The organism is Kitasatospora sp. NPDC059812 (assembly GCF_042732075.1).
Taxonomy (GTDB): Bacteria; Actinomycetota; Actinomycetes; order Streptomycetales; family Streptomycetaceae; genus Kitasatospora.
Genome location: NZ_JBHWIO010000179.1, coordinates 1 through 2,020, shown reverse-complemented (window position 1 = coordinate 2,020; position 2,020 = coordinate 1). Strand labels below are relative to the sequence as shown.

The window sequence follows — 2,020 nt, the reverse complement described above, 5'->3', positions numbered from 1 at the left end:
TGGAGGAGGCGGGTCTGCCGGGGGACTTCGCGGAGCTGTTCTCGGTGATCCTGGACGGTCGTAACGCCTCGTTGGGGGACGGGGTGCGGCGGGCGTTGGGGCGTGAGCCGCGGGACTTCGCCGACTTCGCCCGCGAGGCCGCCGCGTCCGGGGTCTGGGACGTGTGAGCCGCCCACCGCGCCGCACAGGACCTAGCAGGCCAGTCAGTTCCGTTGATCGTCGGTGCCGGGCCTCGCCGGCCTCCTGACCGTCCATCCGGGTCGAACCCGGGAGCGGTACGGAAGCCGGTGCCCGGGCACCGTGGTGGCCCCCGCGCTGGGCGGGGGCCGGGGAGAAATCGAAGGATTACCGATGCGCTCGAACCAGACCGCGACTCCAGCTTCCTACTCCGCTCCATCCTCCTTCGGCGGCCTCGCGCCGGGCGCCTCGGCGGCCCCCGCCGCACGGAGCAAGGCCGCCGGGCCCGTCCTGGCGGGCGCCACCATCGCGATGGGCCTGATGGCGGGCCTGTTCTTCGCCTTCGACGTGTCCGTGATGCCGGGCCTCGGGGCGGGCGACGACCGGACGTACGTGACGGCGATGCAGCACATCAACAAGTCGATCGAGAACGGCATGTTCGGCCTGGTCTTCGTCGGCGCCTTCGTGGCGACGGGCGTGGCGGCCTGGCTCCAGCACAAGGCCGGGCGACGGCAGGCGGCGCTGTGGGCCGCCGGGGCGACGGTGCTCTACGTGGTGGCCCTGATGGTCACCATGGGCGTCAACATCCCGCTCAACAACCAGCTGGCGCAGGCCGGTGACCCGTCCCAGATCACCGACTTCGCGGGCGTGCGCGCCAAGTTCGAGGGCACCTGGGTGGCCACCAACATGCTCCGCACGCTGCTCTGCACGGGGGGCCTGGCGGCCCTGACCCGGGCGCTGGTCCTGCACGGCCGCGCCTCGCGCTGAACGGCCCGGCCCCGCAACGGGGTTGCCGCCCCTGGTGGATCCCCACCGGGGGCGGTCGCCGTGCCCGGCGCCGTGCCCGGCCAGTTCCCGCCGCTCGCCGCTGGTCAACCCGCCGAGCAACTGGCCGAATTCACCCCCGGCCGGTCGCGGCGGCGGCGCCCTTCGGCGCAGACTGGTCGGTACAGGGCGGTTCCGGCACCAGGGGCAGGGGGCAGGCATGGCCGTACATTCCGGCAGGCGCAGGGTGGTTGGGCGGATTCGGACCGCGATCGGCGCACTCGCCGTCGCCCTGGTGGCGGGAGCGGCGGTCGCGGTGCCGGCCGCACCCGCCGAGGCGGCGGGCGCCAAGGCCGACCAGGGCGGGAAGGTCGACCAGGGCGGGAAGGTCGTCTACCTCACCTTCGACGACGGCCCCAGCCCCACCTACACGCCGAGGATCCTCGGGATCCTCGCCCGCTACGGTGTGCGCGCGACGTTCTTCGAGATCGGGCAGAACGTCGCCGCCCACCCGGCGCTCACCGGGCAGGTCGCCCGGGCGGGCCACAGCGTGCAGAACCACTCCTGGTCGCACCCTGACCTGCGCCGGCTCTCGGCCTCCGCCGTCAACGCCCAGGTGGCGAACACGGACAAGGCGATCCGCGCCCAGACCGGCCGCACTCCGAGCTGCCTGCGCCCGCCCTACGGTGCGGTCAACGGGGCGGTGCGCTCGCGCGCGGCGGCGCTCGGCAAGCAGGTCGTGCTGTGGTCGGTGGACCCGACCGACTGGTCCCGGCCGGGAACGGCGGCCATCCAGTCCCGGGTGCTGAAGAACGTCCGCCCGGGCTCGGTGATCCTGCTGCACGACGGCGGCGGAGACCGCAGCCAGACGGCCGCCGCACTTCCGACGATCCTCTCCACCCTCAAGGCGCGCGGGTACACCTTCGGGACCCTCTGCGGCTAGGGCGGGACCCGCCGGAGCCCCCGGATACGCCTTCGAACTCCTGCTGCGGATCTGGTCGGCGGCGGTCGAGGACGAGGAGCTTCCGGAGGCCGAACTGGTCGAGGACCAGGACGAGTTGCTGGACCGGGTGCTCCC

General features: G+C 73.6%; 2 protein-coding genes and 1 pseudogene. All 3 read left to right on the top strand.

What is annotated here, in order from left to right; genetic code table 11:
* Nucleotides 1-167, top strand: a pseudogene (locus ACFV6D_RS38785) (NmrA family transcriptional regulator); the annotation flags it as partial.
* A 184-nt stretch (nt 168-351) separates the two neighbouring features.
* Entirely contained in the window at nt 352-945 is a 594-nt protein-coding gene (locus ACFV6D_RS38780) for a DUF1772 domain-containing protein (RefSeq protein WP_380563442.1), read from the top strand.
* Between the two features lie 244 nt (nt 946-1,189).
* Nucleotides 1,190-1,885, top strand: a complete 696-nt coding sequence (locus ACFV6D_RS38775) for a polysaccharide deacetylase family protein (RefSeq protein WP_380563440.1) — start codon at nt 1,190-1,192, stop codon at nt 1,883-1,885.
* Nucleotides 1,886-2,020 lie beyond the last annotated feature (135 nt).